14 protein-coding genes and 2 pseudogenes are annotated in these 20,787 nt (G+C 39.0%); 2 read left to right on the forward strand and 14 right to left on the reverse strand.

What is annotated here, in order from left to right; genetic code table 11:
- Window positions 1-39: 39 nt before the first annotated feature.
- The 12 genes and pseudogenes from ACVIJU_RS00680 to ACVIJU_RS00735 all read right to left on the reverse strand — a co-directional run bounded on the left by ACVIJU_RS00680 (window position 40) and on the right by ACVIJU_RS00735 (window position 15,411).
- Window positions 40-810 (reverse strand): amino acid ABC transporter substrate-binding protein, encoded by a 771-nt coding sequence (locus ACVIJU_RS00680; RefSeq protein ID WP_063386498.1) that lies wholly within the window; start codon window positions 808-810, stop codon window positions 40-42.
- Window positions 811-1,152: 342 nt separating this feature from the next.
- Complete coding sequence (locus ACVIJU_RS00685) at window positions 1,153-2,499, reverse strand: MATE family efflux transporter (RefSeq protein ID WP_456687907.1); 1,347 nt, start codon at window positions 2,497-2,499, stop codon at window positions 1,153-1,155.
- Between the two features lie 16 nt (window positions 2,500-2,515).
- A complete protein-coding gene (locus ACVIJU_RS00690) occupies window positions 2,516-2,809 on the reverse strand; it encodes a metal-sensing transcriptional repressor (protein WP_063386497.1) in 294 nt (97 codons plus the stop codon).
- A 409-nt stretch (window positions 2,810-3,218) separates the two neighbouring features.
- A complete protein-coding gene (locus ACVIJU_RS00695; RefSeq protein ID WP_117016996.1) occupies window positions 3,219-5,006 on the reverse strand; it encodes an L-lactate permease in 1,788 nt (595 codons plus the stop codon).
- 208 nt (window positions 5,007-5,214) lie between these two features.
- Window positions 5,215-5,988 carry an IclR family transcriptional regulator gene (locus ACVIJU_RS00700; RefSeq protein ID WP_066250400.1) on the reverse strand — a complete coding sequence of 258 codons (774 nt, stop codon included), beginning with the start codon at window positions 5,986-5,988 and terminating at the stop codon, window positions 5,215-5,217.
- A gap of 160 nt (window positions 5,989-6,148) precedes the next feature.
- Window positions 6,149-6,658: pseudogene (locus tag ACVIJU_RS00705) on the reverse strand (fumarylacetoacetate hydrolase family protein); the annotation flags it as partial.
- Between the two features lie 181 nt (window positions 6,659-6,839).
- A complete protein-coding gene (locus tag ACVIJU_RS00710; protein ID WP_117016995.1) occupies window positions 6,840-9,023 on the reverse strand; it encodes a malate synthase G in 2,184 nt (727 codons plus the stop codon).
- A 124-nt stretch (window positions 9,024-9,147) separates the two neighbouring features.
- Window positions 9,148-10,605, reverse strand: a complete 1,458-nt coding sequence (locus ACVIJU_RS00715; RefSeq protein WP_063386493.1) for an FAD-binding oxidoreductase — start codon at window positions 10,603-10,605, stop codon at window positions 9,148-9,150.
- Window positions 10,596-11,963 carry a (Fe-S)-binding protein gene (locus ACVIJU_RS00720; RefSeq protein WP_066250396.1) on the reverse strand — a complete coding sequence of 456 codons (1,368 nt, stop codon included), beginning with the start codon at window positions 11,961-11,963 and terminating at the stop codon, window positions 10,596-10,598. The genes ACVIJU_RS00715 and ACVIJU_RS00720 overlap by 10 nt, the downstream gene beginning before the upstream one ends.
- Window positions 11,964-11,965: 2 nt before the next feature.
- Complete coding sequence (locus ACVIJU_RS00725) at window positions 11,966-13,237, reverse strand: FAD-binding oxidoreductase (protein WP_117017031.1); 1,272 nt, start codon at window positions 13,235-13,237, stop codon at window positions 11,966-11,968.
- 638 nt (window positions 13,238-13,875) lie between these two features.
- Window positions 13,876-14,100 (reverse strand): annotated as a pseudogene (locus ACVIJU_RS00730) (YbfB/YjiJ family MFS transporter); the annotation flags it as partial.
- A 225-nt stretch (window positions 14,101-14,325) separates the two neighbouring features.
- Window positions 14,326-15,411 (reverse strand): NAD(P)H-dependent flavin oxidoreductase, encoded by a 1,086-nt coding sequence (locus ACVIJU_RS00735; RefSeq protein ID WP_063386490.1) that lies wholly within the window; start codon window positions 15,409-15,411, stop codon window positions 14,326-14,328.
- Window positions 15,412-15,810: 399 nt separating this feature from the next.
- On the opposite strand from ACVIJU_RS00735, the gene ACVIJU_RS00740 reads away from it, so the two are divergent.
- Complete coding sequence (locus tag ACVIJU_RS00740) at window positions 15,811-16,653, forward strand: LysR family transcriptional regulator (protein ID WP_063386489.1); 843 nt, start codon at window positions 15,811-15,813, stop codon at window positions 16,651-16,653.
- 1,441 nt (window positions 16,654-18,094) lie between these two features.
- The gene (locus ACVIJU_RS00745; protein WP_456687160.1) at window positions 18,095-19,471 is read left to right on the forward strand and encodes an amino acid permease; all 1,377 of its coding nucleotides are present in this window, start codon (window positions 18,095-18,097) and stop codon (window positions 19,469-19,471) included.
- Window positions 19,472-19,788: 317 nt separating this feature from the next.
- Here the strand turns inward: ACVIJU_RS00745 and resA are convergent, their stop codons facing one another.
- Window positions 19,789-20,331 (reverse strand): thiol-disulfide oxidoreductase ResA, encoded by a 543-nt coding sequence (gene resA, locus ACVIJU_RS00750; RefSeq protein WP_456687161.1) that lies wholly within the window; start codon window positions 20,329-20,331, stop codon window positions 19,789-19,791.
- 19 nt (window positions 20,332-20,350) lie between these two features.
- On the reverse strand, window positions 20,351-20,737 hold the full coding sequence (locus ACVIJU_RS00755) for a FixH family protein (protein ID WP_063386486.1): 387 nt from the start codon (window positions 20,735-20,737) through the stop codon (window positions 20,351-20,353).
- Between the last annotated feature and the right edge of the window lie 50 nt (window positions 20,738-20,787).

The raw sequence follows: 20,787 nt of genomic DNA on the forward strand, positions 1-20,787 counted from the left end.
AAAACAGGGTTTCTCAAGGAAATCCAAGTTTGGTCTATTTTACTTTAATACCTTATTTTCGCCAAACCACTTTTGCGAGATTTCGGCGGCAGTGCCGTCCTCATTCAGCTCATCGAGAGCTTTTTGCAGTTTATTCAGCAGTTCCTCATTACCCTTTTTAACACCAATTCCATATTCTTCTTGTGCAAGGGATTCATCGAGCAGTTTATAAGTATCTTTTTCTTTCGACATGTAATATTTAATGACAACTTCATCAATCACTACTGCATCAACACGTTTTAGCTTTAGATCCTTCAATGCCAGAACATTGTCGGCATACTCCGTAACCGTCTTGATTTTCGATTTAATCGGATTTTTATCCAACGCATCGGCTGCAGAAGATAGAGATTGAAGACCAACCACTTTGCCTTCTAGATCATCAAGTTTAGAAATGTTTGAATCAGCAAGTGTGACCACAACTTGTGCATTTTTCATATAAGGCTTTGTAAAAAGAACCTTCTTTTTGCGCTCCTCCGTAATGGTATACCCGTTCCAAATGAGATCGATCCGTCCGCTGCTTAATTCAGATTCTTTTGTTTTCCAATCGATCGGCTGAAATTTTACCTTTGTTCCCATTTTTTCGGCAGCTGCCTTGGCGTAGTCAATGTCAAACCCTACAATTTCATTATTCTCATCCCGGAACCCCATAGGTGCAAATTTATCATCTATTCCAATTACTAGCGTTTTGTCTTTTTCCTCCGATTTGGAGCATCCTATCAGGAGCGAGAATAACGCTGCCATAGTTAGAATAAACATTGCTAATCGTTTCATACTGTAGATAACCACCTTTAATTTATTTTCATTTTGTTTTTAACCTATTGCATGTCCAAAAAATTTAAATGTCCCCCACTACTAATCACAATTAAACCATCCGTAAATGCATCTGCAATAGTTCGGACAACATTTGCATCAAATAAGCTTAAAAAAGCATAACGATAATTGCTATAAAAACGCATCTATGAGGATACTTTAATTCGATAATATATTAGAGTAATAAATTAACATAAAATAAAAATAACACAACATAAAAATGAATGTCAATGGATATTTTTAGTTCATTAGCATACTAAAGTATTTGAGAATCATAGTTTTCTATACATAGAATTGTATTGTTCAATGTTTGATTTGCTTTTTAAATCTCCACCATAAAAACAGGGCTCGAATGACTTGATCGATTACAATGGATAGCCATACTCCTGCTATTCCTAAATTTAATTGGATGCCCAATACATATACACCTACAATACGAATGACCCACATGCCGACCGCTGTACTGTACATGGGGCTTTTTGTATCTCCTGCTCCTTGCAAAGCTCCAGTCAACACCAATCCCATAGCTAATGCTGGTTGGGCAAAAGCATCAATTCTTAATGCCGTAGTAACCATCTCAATAGCCTGTTTATCTGTTGTAAACCAAGTAGCAAGCCAAGGAGAAAGAAAAAACAACAGAACACCTATAATAGACATAAATAACATGGCGATATAAGTCGTCAGCATTCCATATGTATAAGCCTCTTTTTCAAGCTTTGCCCCAATATGCTGCCCTACAAGTGTTGATGCTGCCGCAGCTAAGCCATATCCTAGCATATAGGAAAATGTTTCGATATTCCCGGCAATTGTATGAGCTGCATACGTTTCCGTTCCAATTCGAACAATTAATCCAAAGTAAAGCACTTGCCCTAAACGCATAATTAAGCGTTCAATTGCTGCAGGAGCAGACAGCCTCAAAATAGGCAATGTGAATATCTTTATATCCAAAGAAGATTTCTGAAATAAAGAAAATGATATAGACGATTTTTGAATGTAATAATAAAGAGCGATGGCTCCCAGCACTCTTACAATGACTGTCGCCCAGGCTGCTCCTGCTAAGCCCAACCCGTGAAATCCCAATAAACCAAAAATGAAAAAGTAGTCCAAACCGATATGGATGATATTAATCCACCAGCTTACTTTCATCGGTGTTTTTGTATCGCCAGCAGCTCGTAAAATACTTCCAAAGATAAACATTAAAGAAATAAAGACAGACGGGACAGCTACAATCCGAAAATAAACAGAAGCGTCTACTAAAACGCTTGGTTCTGCTCCCATAATACGAAGTAAAGGTTCTGTGAAAAATAAGGTGATAAGACCAAAAAATAAACCTATAAAAAAAGAAAGAATGGTTGACTGCTTAGCAACGGCTTTTGCTTGGCCAATATTACCAGCACCGACATGACGTGCGATCAAAGAAGAAGCCCCTACTCCAACTGCCATGAAAATGGCAATATATACGGCTAGAACAGCATTTGCCACGCCTACTGCTGTGACTTCGTTTAATCCTAATTTTGATACAAAAAGTGTGTCTACAAATCCTACCACTGTTTGCAAAATATTTTCGATCATGGCAGGAACAGCTAATGCTAGGATGATCTTTATTTTTTGTTTTGTTGATCGCTCCTGACTGATACCCTCTGGAATCATCAAAAAGTTAATCCCCTTATCGAATGAAATTCTCTAATGCTTTTTTTAAATCGTTTAATACTTGTTCCTCATTTCCTTGATGAACAGCATTTACTAGACAATTCTCCATATGATCAACAAAAATTACTTTTGCTGCATTATCTAACGCTTTCCTTACAGCCGCAATTTGCAGAAGAATTTCAGGACAGTCTCTTCCTTCTATCGCCATTTCTTTAATGGAACGAACATGTCCCTCAATTCGCGCTAATCGATTAATGACCTGCTTGCGATATTTATGTTCGTGATTTTGATGATGGTGGTTTTGACACATATTTCATTCCTCCTTATTATAATAATATCCCCCTAGGGGGGATATGTCATTTTAAATTTTTTTCACCTTTTCAAAATATAAATATGCTGTTCAATTTATAGTTAACATAATGGTCACAAAAAACCCTTTAGGCTCCAAGGGGTTTCTTATTGATGTAAACTTCGTTGATATTTACGTGCAACCAAGCACATCTTATATCTGCATAGAAAAAGCTGGATTTTAATATAGGGCGATATTGTGAGAGCAACTTTGTAAAGTATACAAGTCCTATGATCACTCTTCACAAAACATACTAAGATTAGTATGTTTTTTTGTCATAGAAAAACTCCCCTAGTGAAGGGGAGCATATATTTTAAGACAGCCTTTACTTTTTCTGAAAAAATTATTATATCCATTCTTTTTGTTAGGATTATTGTTTTGCGCCAAATGATGACTTATTATGAGCGGGCCATGTTGCCCGTTTTTTATTTGTTGCAATGATGTAAACGGCGGCAACTGCGATCAAGACTGCAATCAAGGAACCGAGATTAAATATTCCCTTTTCGGAGTACCATGCAATCGAGTATCCAATCGAACCGGCCATTAAAGCATAATACGTAAATGGGAGCAATGTTTTTCTAATAACTTCTCCTTCTTTTCCTACCAACCCGACTACTGCCGAAGCAGCGACGACATTGTGTACACAAATCATATTCCCAGCCGCACCACCTACCGCCTGAAGGGCAACAATCCAAGTGGGATCAACACCAATTTGGGAACCTACATTATATTGAAATAAAGAAAACATCATATTACTGACCGTGTTGCTGCCAGCTATAAAAGCGCCCAGTCCACCAATAAATGTGGAGAAAAAGGGCCAATAATTGCCCGCCAGCGCTGCTACTCCGTTCGCCAATTCAATTGGCATTTGATCATAACCTGCAGCACCGCCGCCTGAATTTAAAAACACTTGAACCATTGGAACGGTAAAAATTAGCGCGGTTGAAGCTGAGATCATCGTTTTCCCTGAATGCATCCAAGCACGTTTGTATGCGCTTCCATTCATACCGTGAATAAAAAAGGTAATCAGTGACACAACAATAAAAATTGTTCCTGGTGAATAAAGCGGTTGAAAGCTAGCCGTAATATTTGTTCCAAACATATTCCGAATCTCAATCGTCCACGCTTGCAGCCATCCGCCGATTGGAAGCGATTTCAACCTGGTCGCCACTAAAAACAGGCCAACTAAAATATACGGAGTCCAAGCGCGAATCATGCTCATCTTGCCGTTCTTGTGTGCGATATCTTTAATCTCAATTTTTCCTATCCAATCCGGATCCCATTTAGACTTTTCTTCAAAATCCCATACTTCTTCTTGAGATGGCATTAAAAAACCTTTTTTCGCAGCGGCAATAACGATTGCTAATCCGACCAAGCCGCCAACCATGGAAGGAAATTCAGGGCCAAGGACATTGGCAACGATGAGATATGGTATCGTCATTGTAAAAGCCGCAAACAAGGCAAATTTCCAAACTTTAATTCCTTCAGAAAACGACTTGTTTTTTCCAAAAAATTTGGTCATTAGGGCTACAACAAATAATGGAACAAGAGTGCCCGTTATCATATGAAGAATAGCAACTTTCGCTCCAATCAAAGTGACCAACGACAGCAAGTTATCAGTAATCGTTGCATCAGCGGATAATCCTGATTGTACGCCGACAAGAATCGGTGTGCCGACAGCACCGAATGAAACGGGTGTGCTTTGTATGACCATGCCCGCCACAACGGCTGCCATCGCTGGGAATCCCAATCCTACTAATAATGGAACAGCAACTGCAGCTGGTGTACCAAAGCCTGCGGATCCTTCAATAAACGAACCAAATAACCATGCGACAATAATTACTTGAATGCGCCGGTCTGGAGAAATATCGGTGAACCCTTGCCGGATTGTTTTAATTCCCCCACTTTCTTGCAAAGTATTTAAAAGCAAAATGGCGCCAAAAATGATGTACAATAGTGTAGCAGCTACAACCAAACCATTTATGGAGGCAGCTATTACATTGGCTGCTGATACTTTCCAAACAAAGAGCGCAAGTATGACGGCCACAACATATGAAATCGGCATCGCTTTGCTAGCTGACCATCGAAACCCAACCAAGAAAATTCCGACGATTAAAATTGGAAGAAGCGATAAAAAAGCCAACAATCCAGTACTCACAAGAGATTTTCCCCTCTCTTATTCAAAATGTAATTCACCCACATGAATGGAAAATCATTGTACACTCATTATATCTTTTATTTTTTTAATTATCAATATTTTCTGAATTTTTTATCATTAACTGATTCCTTTGTTATGTAATAATCAAACCCTTGCCCTATTTGAAAAGTTGGAGCGAAATCCAATTCAAATAAGGCGAAGGTATTACTCAAGCATAGTCAACAAAACCAAGCCGAGCAGAAATTTGCTTTCCTATTTCAATCATCCGCGGCTGAAGTTGTTTGAGCCTCTCATCTGTCATTCGAATGGTTGGTCCTGATACGCTCACGGCAGCAATGACCTTCCCCAAATGATCAAAAATTGGGGCGGCAATACAACGAATCCCATATTCGTTTTCTTCTAAATCTAGTGCATATCCTTGTTGTTTTACTCGAATGAGCTCTTTCAAAAATGCATCCTTATTCGTAATCGTATTTTTCGTATGCATCGGCAACCCTTTTCTGTCAAGGATGTCTAAAACGACACTTGACGGCAAATTGGCGAGAATGGCCTTTCCTACAGAGGTGCAATGCATTGGGGCACGCTTTCCGACTTTTGAATGCATGCGCAGCGTTTCATTTCCTTCCAATTTTTCAATATAAACGACTTCTCCTTGGTCATAAACAACCAGATGGATGACTTCGTTCGTCTCATTTTCTAATTTTTGCAGGAAAGGTTTTGCTTCTTTGCGAAGATCAATCGATTCTAATAGCTTCGAACTGATTTCCAAAAATTTATACCCCAGTTTATATCGTCCTGTTTCGGAATCTTGTTCAATATAGCCGTACCGGGCAAGTGTAGATAAGATTCGATACACGGAGCTTTTGTTGATATCAATCTGATTGGCAATCTCTGTGACGCCTAAACCTTCTTTTTTTAAGCTGACAAGTTGAATAATGTCCAACGCCCTGCTTACAGACTTGACCATATTGTCCCTTTCCACAGCCGTTCACCTTCTAAAATCTTGGCGGAATTTGCTAGAGTGCAAATTCCGCCATATAAATTTTCTTGATTCCCTTATATTATGACAGGAAGAACAAAAACTGCCAAGTTCTTTCTGTTCCATTATTCACTTTATCATTTGAATACTAAGATTGTTTCCTTCATAACGTGTTAACACGTTTTTTTGCAGCAACAACGGTATTTTTTAATGTGCCGATTCCTTTCATTTCGCATTCAATTACATCTCCTGCTTGAACAAAATCGGCTCCAACCGGACTTCCTGTTAAAAGGACATCACCGGGTTTAAGTGTCATGACAGATGATAAATAGGAAATCATTTTCCGAATGGAAATAATCATCAATTCCGTTGAACTATCTTGTTTTTTAACACCGTTCAACTTTGCTTCAACATGAATGCGAAATGTATCAAGTTCTGTTTCAATGACAGGGCCAAGGGGGGTAAATGTGTCAAACGATTTACCGATTGTCCAATGGCCATCTTCATGGAAAAACTGCGGCGCCGTTACGTCGTTGCCCACCGTGTACCCAAATACATAATTCAATGCTTCTGATTCCGGCACCATTTTCGTTTGTTTACCGATTACAATTGCCAGCTCAGATTCAAACTTTACCCTGTCTATTCCCTCTGGAATAACAATCTGTTCTTCAGGATTTTTATGAACTTCCAGCGCCTTTTCCCGAAGGTTTTTCATACATTCAACTCCTTCATAATAAAACTTTTCATTCATAACCAAAGCCGCGCAACTAAAGATTTTGATCGGTTTTTGTGCATGGAAGATGTAGCTTTTAAATAGAAGGCACCCTTTGGTAGGATGCCTTCATGATGAGAAGTTATTGTTTTACAGCATATTTTGCTTTTGCTTCAAGACGGCGGCGATGCAAAATCGGTTCTGTGTAGCCGTTAGGTTGATCATAACCTTTAAATACGAGGTCACACGCAGCTTGAAATGCGACGGAACGGTCATAATCTTTTGACATCGGGCGGTAGCCAGGTTCATTTTCATTTTGCTTGTCGACTATTTTCGCCATCCGCTTAAGTGTTTCAAGAACTTGTTCTTTCGTAACAATGCCGTGATGCAGCCAGTTTGCGATATGCTGGCTTGAAATCCGCAACGTTGCCCGGTCTTCCATCAAAGCAATATTATTAATATCCGGAACTTTTGAACAGCCGATTCCTAACTCCACCCAACGAACAACATATCCTAAAATTCCTTGTGCATTATTATCTAACTCTTCTTGTATTTCTTCAGGGGTCCAATTCGGGTTTTCTGCAACCGGAATTTGTAAAATTTCATCACGGAGATCTTCAATCGTTTCAGCCAATTTGTTTTGGACATCTGTTACATTTACTTGGTGATAATGGAGAGCATGCAATGTAGCCGCTGTTGGTGATGGCACCCACGCAGTATTGCCTCCTGCTTTTAGATGGCCAATCTTTTGCTTGAGCATTTCCGCCATCATGTCCGGCATTGCCCACATGCCTTTTCCAATTTGCGCACGGCCTTGGAAGCCGCTTTGTAAACCGATATAGACGTTTGAGCGTTCATAGGCTTGCAGCCATTGAGATGTTTTCATATCATTTTTCCGAATCATCGGACCTGCTTCCATTGATGTATGGATTTCATCGCCAGTTCGGTCCAAAAACCCTGTGTTAATAAATACAACACGATCTTTTACTTCCCGAATACAAGCTTTCAAATTCAAAGTTGTGCGCCGTTCCTCATCCATCACACCAATTTTCAGCGTATTCCGTTTTAATCCCAGCAAATCTTCGACGCAGTTAAATAGCAAGTTGGCAAACGCCACTTCCTCAGACCCGTGCATTTTAGGTTTTACAATGTAGATCGAACCTTTCCTGGAGTTTTCAAATTTGCCATTTCCTAAAAGGGAATGTTTAGCAATCAAACTTGTTACAACCGTATCCAATATTCCTTCTGGGATCTCTTCTCCCTCTCCAATGAGCACTGCACTATTTGTCATCAAATGCCCAACGTTACGAATGAGCATAAGTGAACGACCTGGGAGAGTGAACTTTTCTCCTGTTTTGGATGTGTATGTTCTGTCAGCATTAAGCGTACGTGTAATCGTTTTATCGTTTTTTGTAAAAGTAGCTGTCAAATCTCCTTTTATGAGGCCAAGCCAATTGCGATAAACAAGCACTTTGTCTTCCGCATCCACTGCCGCCACAGAATCTTCGCAATCCATAATCGTTGTAACAGCCGCTTCCAATAGAATATCTTTAATTCCCGCATCGTCATGTTTTCCAATTGGATGGCTTCGATCGATCTGGATTTCAATATGAAGACCGTTGTTCTTCAATAAAATGGCAGATGGTTTATCCGACTCTCCTCTGTAGCCTACGAACTTTTCTCTTTCTTTAAGAGCGGTTGTCTTGCCATTCATTAAAGTGACAAGCAAATTCCCGTCTTCAACTGCGTATTGAACAGCGTCTCGGTGGAAATGTTCTTGCAACGGCACTACTTCATCAAGGAAGTTTTTCGAAAAAGCAATGACTTTTTCCCCGCGAATCGGATTATACTCTCCTTTTCGTTCAGCCCCATCTTCTTCGCTGATGACATCCGTTCCATAAAGAGCGTCATAAAGGCTTCCCCATCGGGCATTGGCGGCGTTAAGAGCGTACCGTGCGTTATTAATCGGCACTACTAACTGCGGCCCGGCTTGTAGAGCAATTTCGTCATCGACATTTTCTGTTGTAATCTTAAAGTCTCCCACTTCTTGTTCTAAATAGCCGATTTCCTGCAAAAATGATTTATAGGCTTCAAAGTTGAATTTGTTGCGATGTTTTTTGTGCCATTCGTTGATTTTTTGCTGGATTTCATCACGACGCTTAAGCAAATTTTTATTAATAGGTGTCAGTTCATAAACAAGGTTCTCAAACTGAAGCCAGAATTCATCTTTTCCCACACCGCTTCCCGGCAATGCTTCATTGTTGATAAAATCATACAAATTTTCAGCTACTTGCAAATTGCCGACTTTTACATAGTTTGTTTTCATGGGCACAATTCCTCCTTTAAATGTTATAATTGTTGTTTGTTATTACGAAACACTGTTTCGTAATTGTTTAAAAAAGGATAACATGATGATGGAATCATTTCAATAATTTTCTTAAAATTCTTTTTTATGATGCTGTAACAGATTTCTCCTCTTTTTTCACTTCCAAACAACGTCCCGGAGTTGGGAAGAGCTTCCCGGCATTTAATAAATTTTTCGGATTAAATACTTCCCGAATATCCGTTTGCGCCGCTATTTCTTCGTCGCTAAAAATGAAGCGCATCTCTTCTCTTTTCTCGATCCCTACTCCATGTTCACCTGTAATCGATCCGCCGGCATCTGCACATGCTTGCAAACAGGCGCTGCCAGCTTTTAAAGCCTTTTCTGTTTCGCCCGGTTTTCTGGCATCAAAAAGTACAAGCGGGTGCAGATTGCCATCGCCAGCATGAAAGATATTTGCGATGCGCAGACCATACTCTCGACTGATTTCGTGAATTCTGTTTAACACTTCGGGTAATTTGCTGCGGGGAATCACACCATCCTGAACTAAATAATCAGGAGAGATCGCCCCCATTGCGCCAAATCCAGTTTTGCGGTTTGCCCACCATCTAGCTCTTTCCTCTTCACTTTGTGCCACTTTTACTTCTCGAACATGATTTCTCTTGCAAACTTCTAAAATTTGATGGATTTGCTCGTCTATACCTGCGGATATTCCATCCACTTCAATGAGCAAAAGCGCTTCAATGTCTTTTGGATGGCCGACAGGAAACGCTGCCGCTTCAACCGCTTCTATTGCTATTTGATCCATCATTTCAAGGGCTGCTGGTACAATTCCGGCAGAAATAATGTCCGATACGGCTTGACTGCCATCCGCAACGTTGTCAAAATAAGCGAGCACCGTTTGCTTTGCTTCCGGGTTTTTTAAAATACGAACCGTTATTTTCGTCACAATTCCTAAAGTTCCTTCTGATCCTGTTAAAAGTCCTAATAAATCATAGCCCGGTGCATCAGGTATTCCATCCTTGCCTATTTCAATGACTTCGCCATTTGGCAATACCACTTCAAGCCCTAAAATGTGATTTGTCGTCACACCATATTTTAGACAGTGTGCACCGCCCGCATTTTCACCGACATTTCCGCCGATGGTGCAGCAATATTGGCTTGATGGATCAGGCGCATAATAATATCCTTTGTCCGAAATGGAGTTCGTCAGTTTTAAGTTGACAAATCCAGGTTCCACTACTGCACGCCTGTTTTCAAAATCAACGCTTATAAGGCGTTTCATTTTTACAAGACTAATGATTACTTCCCCATTCAACGGGATCGCCCCGCCGCTGAGACCAGTTCCGGCGCCGCGGGCAAGGAACGGCAAATCATGTTCGTGGCAATATTTCACAATTTTTGCGACTTCTTCTGTATTATTCGGGAAAACGACTGCCCTCGGCAAACGACGATGAATGGTAAAGCCATCGCAATCATAAGCTAATAAATCTTCTTTTTTATACAAGATGGAACGGTTTCCTTCAACAATGTTTGCAAGGTTTTTTATATGTTTGTCATTTGTTCTTATCCCTTTTAGAGACATTCCTCTCCCTCCTTTAGGCGATCTTCTTTTTGGTACGCCCAATCCAGCAGCTGTACGGTATGAACAATTTTTTGATTTCTTCCGTTTTTTTGAACACCCATCGCCATCTGCAGCATACAGCCGGGGTTTCCCATTACAATCATTTCTGCTTCTTTAGGAACATTCTTCATTTTGCTATCAAGCACTTCTTTAGCCATCTCCGGATTTGTTATATTGTAAATGCCAGCACTGCCGCAGCATCGGTCGGCATTCGCCATTTCAACCATTTCGACCCCAGGTATATCAAGAAGAAGGCTGCGAGGTTCGTCACGAATGCCCTGTCCATGAGCTAAATGGCATGCATCATGATAGACAACACGAGCCTTGATTTCGGCGATGGGCCTTTTATAACCAGTGTCATAAAGGTATTTTGAAATGTCTTCCACCTTTTTTGAAAATGTTTCAGCTTTTTGGCGCCAAACGGGGTCTTCACGGAACAGCTCCGGATATTCTTTTAACATACATCCGCAACCGGCAGAATTTACAATTACTTTTTCAGCATGTTGGAATGCTTCAATATTTTGTTTCGCTAATTTTCTCCCCATTTCCCGGTCGCCTGCATGAACATGAAGAGCCCCGCAGCAAGTTTGATTTTGCGGAATCATAACGTCATTTCCATTTCGAGTTAACACGTTAATTGTTGCTTCATTAATTTCGCTGAACATGACATCCATTACGCAGCCAGTTAAAAACGCAACCGTACTCTTCGTTTCTCCTTTTGCTTTAATGACTTTTTCATGTTTGTACTTTTTCCGCACAGGCTTTTTCACTTCCGGCATGATCGCTTCCATTTCGGCTAAATGCTGCGGCATGATATTGATCAGCCCTGTTTTACGGACAAACGTTTGCATGCCGCTTTTTTGATACAATTTCAACACATTTCCTAACGTGTACAAGCGATTGTGGTGCGGAAACAAACTATGCAAAAACAGATGGCTGACCGCCTTTTTCCAGCCTTTTAACGGCATGGCTTGGCGGATTTGACCGCGCGCTTCTTCTATCAATCCCCCTACATCGACGTCCGCAGGACAAGCGGTAGTACAAGCGCGGCAATCAAGACAAGCAAAGACAGGATCCATAAAATGTTCGTTCACTTCAAGCTTTCCTTCTGCGACTGATTTAATCAAATGGACGCGTCCGCGGGGAGAATGCTGTTCCTGACCCGTGATCTCATAAGTTGGGCACGATTCTAAACACATACCGCAATGGACACAATCCGCCCATTTGTTTTCATCAGGCGGATCACTCCAAAGGTAATTGCTGAAGCTGTTGGTTTGACAGGCTGGTTCTTTGATAAGATCACTTTCATTTAATCCCATATTTAAATCCCTCCCACAAATCGCTTCGGATTGAGAATGTTGTTCGGATCAATCTTTGTTTTGATTCCTTTGAAAAGAAAGAAATATGGCGGATTTTCCCCCCAAACCTCTATTTTCTGGCGTAAAATAAACGGCAAATGTTTAATGACTGCATACCCATTGAGCTCTTTGACAAAATTCCTTAAATGCTGAATTGCTGAAATGACGTTTTCGCTGCCGCCTCTTAAAATGATTTGACACAATCCGTGGCCTAATCCACCGTGGGCTTCGATAAGCAAATTGTGCGTATCCTGTAATAAATGGCTTTCCCTAATAACTTTTAGGACATCTAAATTGACAACTCCGATTTTCAATACTGCTTCAGTCTCCCCTGTCTGATTAGACACCCTGCCATTCGGGCTGATTGTATAAAAAGATTGCCAAAACTTGCGCGCTTTCTCTTGAGCAAGAATGGTCATTTTCGTTTTAGGAGGCTGAATGCTTTTTAGAAAAGATTCTTGGTAATGAACCGAACTTTCATTATTTTCAAAACTAATGGCCAATGTATAAAATTTTTCACCCGTTAGCTTTTCAGCCAAAGACGGACTTATCAGTTCCAGTGAGACAGGTTCCATCTGCGAATCTAAAAACGCCGCGGCAAATGATCGCATTTCAGCAAAATCTCCTTCTGTAAATGATAAAAGAACATTGCTTTCATATTTTGGCAAAGGACGGAGTTTTAAAGTGATTTCCGTCAAAACCCCCAAAGTGCCCATGGAACCGACAAAAAGTTTGTTCATATCATATCCGGCGACATTTTTCACGACCTTTCCGCCTGTTCGGATGACCTTGCCATTTGGATAAACAACTCGAAGCCCGATGACTGCATCTCTGGCGGATCCATATGCCAAACGTTTGGGACCGCTTTCATTCGCGGCGATAATACCTCCGATGGTCGCATAATCCGGCCAAGCAGGATCTAGAGATATTTTTTGGTTATGTTCTTCTAAGTACTGTTGCAATTCTTGAAATGGTGTACCTGCTTTCACTGTTAATGTCATATCTCCCACTGTATGCTCGACGATTCCTTTTAGATTTGCTAAGGAAAGCAAAATATCAGCCGAATCAATTAGACCGCCAAACCCCCGCTTTGTTCCTCCGCCCACAATGGAAACGGTTTTCCCATTTTTGTTTGCATATTGCAAGATGTGTGAAATTTCGTTTTCAGTTTTTGGATAGACTGCGATTTTTCCGCCATTTCCAAGTGGATGACCTTCATTTTCCTTTACTTCCATTTGACTTTCGGGGAAAACATCTTTTAATTCTGTGTACAACTCTCCTTGGAGCAAATCAAGCACCTCCTATGTTTTGTAATAAGAAACACCGTTTCTATAAATTCGCAAAAGAGCAAGCGTTTTAAATCATTTTCTTTCAATCGACTGCAACACTTCTCTTATTACACATATTTGATATGTTATATGTTTACAATTATTAAAACACTCTTATGAAGATTTTTCAACGAATTTTTTGAATTTACAAAAAAATAAGAAAAATGAAATTCTATTAAACTTGCCGTACGGCAAGATGATCTGATGTATAGCCCCCTATCTTTTTTCTCCCTGCCAATATCCTATCAACGAAAAAAGAGACTGAATTAAAAAAGAATTTTTTTATGGTCCTTTCCAAACAGCCTCTTTTGAACAAAAATTATTTTGTATCTGGAAGAGATATGGTACAAGCGGTAGCGGAAAATCTTATTATTCAGAATAGTCCGAAATTATAGCCCTCGGAAAAGAAATCCAGTTCTTGGGTAGAATAGCGCTTAAAACAACACTTAAACACGCATGCCTGGAAGTTCAAACGTTAGCTGTTTCAAAAGTACAATATATGCCATCGAACAAAGCAGCAAATTAATTGGATATTTAACAGCTGTTTATGGTTTCCACCCGTTTATACTAATGAAGAAAGGAACTAGAATACTACACAAGAAAATCCCAATCCCTACACCACTATAAAACAAACCGTTAAATATTTGCATATTATGCTTTTTCAATACTTGAAGCACTATACTAGAAACTAAGACAAAGACTACACCGCTGCTAAGGCCTGAAAAAAACCTGAACAGGTACCAAAATATATTATTTACAGACCATTCCCATGAGCAGAGTCGTAAAAATGTTCAAAGCTAAAAATATCTTTAAATAAATTGATTCATATCTTCTCAAATTAAAAAAGCTAACAAATAAAGTTCCAGCCAAATTTCCAGCCATCGATTTAGTTATATTCAAGTAGGGGAGGATAGGGGTATAAGCAAATCTTCTGATCCCCATTACAATAATCAATGCAATAATACCGCCGCATAAAGTAAGCCGCGGTTTCATAGTCATCCTTTTATTAATGGGAAGTTACTTATAATTTCTTCTATTTGATTGATGATTGTTTCGATCAGTTCGGCGGCATGCAAATTTTTGCTTAGTCGAGGATTTTGCCCGCACCAAAGCGACATCCACTCTTTATTTTTCTGTTTTGCAGCTTCTGACCGGATATCTTGGGTGAGCATATTTTGAATCGGATAAGCTGGCAAAGCATCTTCATGCTCTTTCATTTTGATGATAAATTCATTTTTTAATCCCCTTGCTGGCTTGCCGCTGAATGCTGAAGTGATTACTGCCTGTTCTTCGGTACCGTTTAATATTGCTTCTTTATGGAGTTCATTTGCTCCGCTTTCTATACAGGTAAGAAAGGCTGTTCCCATTTGAACCGCTTGCGCTCCCAATACAAGAGAAGCTAAAACTCCTCTGCCATCCATGATACCGCCAGCTGCAATAATAGGAATTGAAACATGATCCGCTACTTGCGGAATAAGGGCCATTGTTCCGATCATTGAATCATCAAAGGATCCTGCAAAACTGCCCCTATGCCCCCCAGCGTCACTGCCTTGAACGACAATCATATCCATCCCAGCCTCTTCATTCAATATGGCTTCTTTTACTGTTGTGGCTGTTCCAATTGTGACAATACCATTATTCTTTAATTGATGAATAATTTCTCTCTGAGGAATGCCAAATGTGAAGCTGCAAACGGGTACTTCATATTTTAAAACGATTTGAATTTGTTCATCAAAAACAGAAGTGTTGATTTGCGGAACATCATTCTTTTTTTCGATCCCTAACATTTGGCGGATAGGTTCCAGCAGTTGATTCGCTCTTTCAATTTCTTCTTGAATGACTGCCGGATGTTCAGGAACAAACAGATTGACACCAAATGGTTTTGAAGTCAATTCCTTTATTTTTTGAATATCCGACTCCAATTTTTCCGGCGTCATATAACCCGCCCCTATCATCCCTAGACCACCTGCATTGGATACAGCAGCAACAAGCTCGGGGGTCGTGATCCCTCCCGCCATTCCCGCTTGTATAATCGGAATTTTAATTGATAGTTTGTCTGTTATTTTTGTATGATTCCACATGCCATGTTCCTCCTTGCCTTATATACGTCAAATCTATAGGTTAACAATACAATAATCATAGCTGTTGGCATTCAATTAATAATGCCATTCATACGATTTGGTCAGCAGCAGAAAAAACGATCACCCAAAACTTAGTGAAACATCAGTTGTCCGGCTCTTTTATTTCTCTTGTTCCCATCCTTCCATCCTAAAATTCACATTATTGGACTGAAATCATGTTGTTCATTCAAGCTGCTTCTACATTCATCTGAAATTGACTTGTATAAAGATGAAAATTTATTTTTTTAATATTTCGCAAATTGTCTTCTATAAATAGTTTATGACCCCATTTTGATGGTGTAAAATAGAAAAAAATGATAATTGTTGTTATGAATCAATTTGAGTGATGGGGGAGAAATAATGTTTGAGCTACAAGATTTAAGAATCATTGCAGCAATAGCAAAAAATAAGGGGATTACGAAGGCTGCAAAAGAGCTTGGATATGTACAGCCCAATGTTACGGCTAGACTAAATAAATTAGAAAGCTGTTTAGGTTTTCCATTATTTATAAGAACCAAAAAAGAGGTTATTCTCACACCGAACGGCAAAGTCTTTCTTAACTATGCTAATTTGATTTTAAATTTGTGTCGCGAAGCTGAAAAAGCAATGAATAAACTGGCAATCCCCGATGGAGAATTAAACATAGGCTCCATGGAAACAACCTCCTATGTACGTCTTCCCCACATATTAAAACAATATTCAGCTAATTATCCTAACGTAAAAATTAAATTGCAAACCGGTACCACAAAAGAATTAATAGATAAGGTCTTACATCATGATATAGAGGGTGCATTTGTTGCTGGACCTGTTAATCATCCGGATCTTATCGAAAACGTTATTTTTAAAGAAAGACTGGTACTTATCACCAATACTCCTGACAATCCTCTTAAAAACAAGGAATGCACTTTAGTTGTATTTAAAGAAGGGTGTTACTATCGAGAAGTGTTTACCAGAATCATGAACGACTATCATATAACGATTCAAAATGTCATAGAGGTAGACGCCGCACAAGCTATTTTAAATTGTGTTCGTGCAGGAGTTGGAATTTCTTTGATTCCCGAGTCTATGTCAAAATTAACAAAAAGTCTATACACATATCCCATTGATAAGGACTACGTAAACGTAGATACTGTGTTTATCACTCGTAAGTCACTTGCCAAAACATTAGCTTTTAACAAATTTGTTGAACTTTTAACTCTATAAAAATGAAGCAACAAGCTTTTTCAAGAAAATCATGAATGATTGAATTCATAAAATAGCTTTCTTTTCTTTTGATAAGTGACTCCTTTCCTCTTTCGATTTCAAATTTTTCGGTATTTTTTCTTTTTGTCAGATCCAATAATTTTTTTCGTGCTAATTGTTATTTGAAAAACTGTCGAGGACCGTGTTTCAGAATCAATGGGGTTTCTGTTTTTCTTCACAGCGGTAAAAAGGCCACATCATGCGGGAGAGGGAACATCTCTTAAATATCTATAGCTTATCAGCCTATTCAAGTAAGCAAAAAATTTTAGATGGATGAAATTTACAAATCTTGCAAAACCTTTTAATTCGAATTTTTAATTAATTGGATCAGCTGTTCATATTTTACGGTATGATCAACACAACTTAAATTTGCCTCTCCTTTTGTACCAATTTTTACCTAAATCAGTATTTGTGAAATGCAGCTTCATTTTCTAATCTTGAAAGGAACTGCCACGAATTTCCTATTTTCCAAATATAATCACCACTATGAACAAAATTTATGGTAATATATTGAATATTGCAGCATGTTTATTTTACATTTAGCTACTGCACTATTTATCGCAATAAGAGGCAGGATACTGCCACTCTAATAGAGTAAACGAAAATCAAGAAGCAATAAATAGACAATAAAAGGTTTTGTTTCACTTTTCTCATAGTCACAGCAAAATCGTGATGCTCATCCAATAGCGAAACATTTTAAAAACATGGCTTGTAACTCTATACAACACCTTGTCCATGAATCTTTGGCATTTTTCTCGATGGATGGCAAGCGGTTGAAGTCTAGACTTGCCGCTATTTTTGTATTATCAAAAATTGAGGTGCTTGTCTCGTTTTTTGTGCACATTTTCACAAATAAATTCAGTTTGACTTGTTACATTAATTTTTGAAGCAAGGCTTCACTCATATTTTTTACACTTTTTCAACTGTGCCTTGCTTGTAATACTTGAACTTTGTTATTTTTCTGTTCTTAAACAAACCCTGCCTTCATTCATCTGTCAATTTCCCAGCCGGTTGTAATAGGAATTGGCAGATTTCTCGGAGTATTTATTCGCGATTTTGCCTTACATGTTTGTAACCAGTAGGGCAGGAAAACTTGAATTAAATAGTTTATCTATAGGTTTATTTGATCATAATAACGGAAGTAAGGAAAATGATTTGAACATTTTTCCTTTGTATCATTCGACAAATTGAACGCCTAAATTTGTCGTTTTATACAAAAAGAAATTGAAATATAGTATGATAAAATTTATTCAAATCTAAATGTAAGCGTCACAATTTGATTATCAAGAGGAGTTGCGGGGAATAATAACTTAAATTTTTCGATCATAAAATCTGACATATGATGACCTTCACAACAGAACATTGAAAGGGATTTCATTTATAAACTTAAGGAGGAGCGATCATGGAAAATCAGCTGCAAAGAGGTTTAAAAGAAAGACATATTACTCTGATTGCATTAGGTTCTGCAATTGGAGTCGGGCTGTTTTTAGGATCTTCAAGCTCGATCAAGCTGGCAGGTCCCGGTATAATGTTATCCTACCTTTTCTGTGGAATCATTTTATTTTTCATTTTAAGAGCGTTAGGAGAAATGGCTGTCCATCATCCCGTTGCCGGTTCATTCAGCCAATACGCCAATGATTATCTTGGTAATCTGGCAGGATATATTACAGGGTGGAATTATTGGTTTGTATGGGTCATTACTTGTATGACCGAGCTGACAGCCGTTGGAATCTATATGGAATTTTGGTTTCCGGAGGTTCCGCGATGGATTTGGATTCTGGCTGCATTAATCATCATGATGAGCTTTAACTTTCTTCAAGTCAGTGCTTACGGTGAGTTGGAATTCTGGTTTGCCCTAATCAAAATTATTGCGATTATCTTTATGATTATTATTGGCTTAGCCATGATTTTGTTCGGATTCGGCAATAACGGAGTTCCTACAGGAATCAGCAATTTGTGGGAGCACGGCGGCTTTCTTCCTAACGGTCTTGAAGGTGTCTTAATGTCATTTCAAATGGTTATGTTTGCCTTTCTAGGAATCGAAATGATCGGCGTAACAGCCGGTGAAGCAAAAGATCCAGAAAAAACGCTGCCTAGAGCCATTAATTCTACTTTACTTCGTATATTAATTTTTTATGTGGGTGCGCTGTTTGTTATTTTGTCCATTTATCCGTGGAATGAAATCGGGACAAGTGGAAGCCCCTTCGTTTTAACCTTTGACAAAATCGGTATCCCGGCCGCAGCAGGCATTATCAACTTTGTCGTTTTAACCGCTGCCCTTTCCTCCTGTAATACAGGAATTTTCAGTTCGGGACGTATGTTATACAACCTTCCCCATAATGGACAAGCTCCGAAGGCATTTGGCACATTAAACAAAAAAGGCGTTCCTTTTAGAGGGGTTATGGTGACATCAGCCGTTTTATTATTCGGAGTTCTGCTCAACTATTTAGTACCGGCTCAAGTATTTACTTGGATTGCATCTATCTCAACATTTGGCGCTTTATTGACTTGGTTTATTATTTTATTAGCACAATGGCGATTCCGAAAATCGATTACACCTGAACAACAAAAAAATATCAAATTTAAAACCCCGCTATACCCGTTATCCACTTTCATTGCAGGGGCGTTTCTCATATTTGTCGCAATTCTGCTTGGCTACTATCCAGACACAAGAATCGCCTTAATAGTCGGTCCGCTTTGGGTTGCCATTTTAGTCATTGCATATTACGCTGCCAACTTGAATAAAAGACAAAACGAAGCTGAAGTGAAAGAGACTTGATCGTTTTGGACAGCGGTTCGCTATCGATGTCTTACTTCAAAAATGCGGTTTACAATTTTCTAACCGCCTGATCAATCGTTAAGAGGCTCCCGATCTCTGATAGGGGTTCTCTTTTCGTTTTGATCTGGTATCTTTCGAAAAGGAGTCTATATTTTCAAACGATCTTTCAAGCTGCATTTAAAACTTTTTAAGGGGGACTGCAAATTTTTGAATAGTTCAATTACATTTATTAGGTTTACAGGCTATTAGCCATAATAAAGCCGAGGAAGCGATGACACTTGGAACAAATTATTCAATACCTGCAACACTTAATTCCATCATTTCGGAACGATACTGTCTAAATGTTGACGAACAGCCTCTTCGGTCATTTCGCCGGTAATTTTATCCACGATTTCTCCCTTTTCATTAATGAGAAAAGTAATTGGAAGAGTTTGAACTTTGTATAGATCGGCTGTATCTCCTTTCCAATCCAACAAAACGGGAAAACTCAATCCTTTTTTAGAAACGAATTGATCCACTAATATTCTTGGTTCACCTACATCAACGGCCAGAATTTCAATTCCTTTATCTTTATAATCTTTATAATCCGATTCCAAATACGGCATTTCTTTTTCACAAGGAGGACAATAGGTTGCCCAAAAGTTAAGCAGAACCCCTTTTCCTCGATAATCTTCTAAATTGACTTCATTCCCTTTTAAATCAATTAAAATAAAATTAGGAGCAAGGTTTGTTCCAGTTGAAGCAGTTGCTCCTTTGTCCTTAATAAAATTACTATAAATTGCGTAACCAATTCCTAAAACTAATATGGAAGCGATGACCCCCCGTATGAATAGCACCACCTGTTTTCTTTTATTATTCATTTAAATAGTCTGACTCCTTTCACTCCGTTAAATGAAATGAGAGAATGGGCATTTCATGAAGGCCTTGATAATCGACATGGGCAATCACTTGATGTTCACCTGGCTCAACAAATTTCACATCTAATTGATAGATTCCATCTGCGTTTGGCTCAACAGGCAATCTGCCGAAAGATACTCCATTTTCGATCACTTCAAACGTAACTTTGGCTTCTTCGCTCACATTTTCAGTCCCGTATGTCACTTTTGAAGTAAATGTCACTTTTTCATTCAGCTGAATCTGTTTTGGATCACTTTCTAATGTCACTTTTAATTTTGGCTCTTCACTATTTGTTTGTTGATTAGCTGAATTGGAACATCCAGCCAGCAATAACATGAACAGAACAAGAACCGTAACTATTAATCGCATCATACTACTCCTTTATGGAACGAAGACTCTTCCTTTTCTCATCAGCGCAT

It is taken from the genome of Aeribacillus sp. SP014, from assembly GCF_054055575.1.

Coding starts and splice junctions, on each gene's coding strand:
- ACVIJU_RS00680 (WP_063386498.1), bottom strand. CDS start 810: ATGAAACGATTAGCAATGTTTATTCTAACTATGGCAGCGTTATTCTCG.
- ACVIJU_RS00685 (WP_456687907.1), bottom strand. CDS start 2,499: ATGATTCCAGAGGGTATCAGTCAGGAGCGATCAACAAAACAAAAAATA.
- ACVIJU_RS00690 (WP_063386497.1), bottom strand. CDS start 2,809: ATGTGTCAAAACCACCATCATCAAAATCACGAACATAAATATCGCAAG.
- ACVIJU_RS00710 (WP_117016995.1), bottom strand. CDS start 9,023: ATGAAAACAAACTATGTAAAAGTCGGCAATTTGCAAGTAGCTGAAAAT.
- ACVIJU_RS00715 (WP_063386493.1), bottom strand. CDS start 10,605: ATGTCTCTAAAAGGGATAAGAACAAATGACAAACATATAAAAAACCTT.
- ACVIJU_RS00720 (WP_066250396.1), bottom strand. CDS start 11,963: ATGGGATTAAATGAAAGTGATCTTATCAAAGAACCAGCCTGTCAAACC.
- ACVIJU_RS00725 (WP_117017031.1), bottom strand. CDS start 13,237: ATGGAAGTAAAGGAAAATGAAGGTCATCCACTTGGAAATGGCGGAAAA.
- ACVIJU_RS00735 (WP_063386490.1), bottom strand. CDS start 15,411: ATGTGGAATCATACAAAAATAACAGACAAACTATCAATTAAAATTCCG.
- ACVIJU_RS00740 (WP_063386489.1), top strand. CDS start 15,811: ATGTTTGAGCTACAAGATTTAAGAATCATTGCAGCAATAGCAAAAAAT.
- ACVIJU_RS00745 (WP_456687160.1), top strand. CDS start 18,095: ATGGAAAATCAGCTGCAAAGAGGTTTAAAAGAAAGACATATTACTCTG.
- resA (WP_456687161.1), bottom strand. CDS start 20,331: ATGAATAATAAAAGAAAACAGGTGGTGCTATTCATACGGGGGGTCATC.
- ACVIJU_RS00755 (WP_063386486.1), bottom strand. CDS start 20,737: ATGCGATTAATAGTTACGGTTCTTGTTCTGTTCATGTTATTGCTGGCT.